This window comes from Vibrio sp. D173a (genome assembly GCF_030248475.1).
Map to the genome: position 1 here is coordinate 1 of NZ_JAHGAH010000758.1, position 1,496 is coordinate 1,496.

Consider the following 1,496-nt stretch of genomic DNA (forward strand, 5'->3'; position numbering starts at 1 on the left):
TTGCTAAGCAATGCCCCTTCTCTTGATATCAGCCAAGTATGGTCTGATCCGTACTATTGGCACGTTACCAAATTCAGTTTCTACCAAGCGACGCTATCTATGTTATTGAGCGTCGTATTTGCAGTTCCTGTCGCTCATGCCTTATCTCGCCGCCAGTTCCCAGGGCGTTCTCTGCTGCTAAGACTTTTTGCTTCTACCTTGGTTCTGCCCGTGTTGGTCGGTGTCTTTGGTATCCTAGCTATCTATGGCAATAGTGGTTGGCTGGCAAAACTGCTTCAAGCTATTGACGTTGAGCTGCCATTCTCCATTTATGGACTGAATGGCATTTTGCTTGCGCATGTCTTTTTCAATTTACCCTATGCAAGTCGATTGTTGTTGCAAGCCTTGGACACGGTTCCGGTGGAGCAACACAAGTTATGTGCACACCTTGGAATGACTCACTGGGATAAATTTAAGTGGGTTGAATGGCCACGTCTTAAGCAACAGCTACCGCATGTGTGTGGTTTAGTCTTTATGCTCTGCTTTACCAGTTTTGCGACTGTGATGGCATTGGGCGGCGGTCCTAAGTCGACAACTATCGAGCTTGCTATCTATCAAGCGATTAAATTTGATTTTGATCTTCAAGCTGGTGCTCTGTTAGCGATCTGGCAGATGCTACTGTGTGGTGTATTGGCTGTGAGTATTCAACGCCTTTCTAAGCCAGTATCCGTCAGCGTTGGTCAACTGTCTGAAGCGAAGTTTTTGGTTAAGGACACCTATAGGTCAAAAGCTTGGGACAGCTTTTGGATCATCGTAGCCTCATTACTGGTTTTACCGCCACTGTTGATGGTAATTGTGGGTGGCTTAAACAGTGAAGCGATGGCGGTGTTAACCAGTGAACCGTTTTGGCTAGCGCTATTTAACTCACTGAAAGTAGCGATCAGTGCGAGTGTGATTGCGCTTTTGGTTGGAGTGGCTATTCTGATGACCAGTCGAGCATGGCGCTTGCAAAACAAGACATTTCGCGCAGATAAGATTGAACTTATTGGCACCATTATTTTGGTAACTCCCGGCTTAGTGGTGAGCACTGGAATCTTCTTGTTGCTGCGTTCAATCACTGATGTGTTTAGCTTAGCTTTTTTTGTTGTGATTGCCGTTAATAGCTTAATGGCGCTCCCGTATGTGATCAAAAATTTAGCTCAGCCGATGCTACACGTTGCCCAGCAATATCAGTATTTGTGCGCGAGTTTAGGTATGAAAGGTTGGCACCGGTTTAAGCTGGTGGAGTGGCGAGCTCTGCGTAAACCTATGGCGCAGGCCTTCTCGATAAGTTTCATGTTGTCGATGGGGGACTTGAGTGCCATTGCACTGTTTGGCAGTGCCGATTTTAGAACTCTCCCTTTGTATCTATTCCAGTTACTAGGCAGTTATCAGATGGAGGCTGCCGCCGTGGTTTCAGTGAGCTTGCTGATCTTCAGCGTTGGCAGTTTTAGTTTAATTGAATTCTTATTTACTCG

1 protein-coding gene is annotated in these 1,496 nt (G+C 46.1%); it reads left to right on the forward strand.

Translation table 11 applies throughout. The annotated features are described in order from the left end of the window. A partial coding sequence (gene thiP, locus KIV40_RS29055; RefSeq protein WP_285352696.1) for a thiamine/thiamine pyrophosphate ABC transporter permease ThiP occupies nt 1-1,496 on the forward strand: 1,496 nt, incomplete at both ends.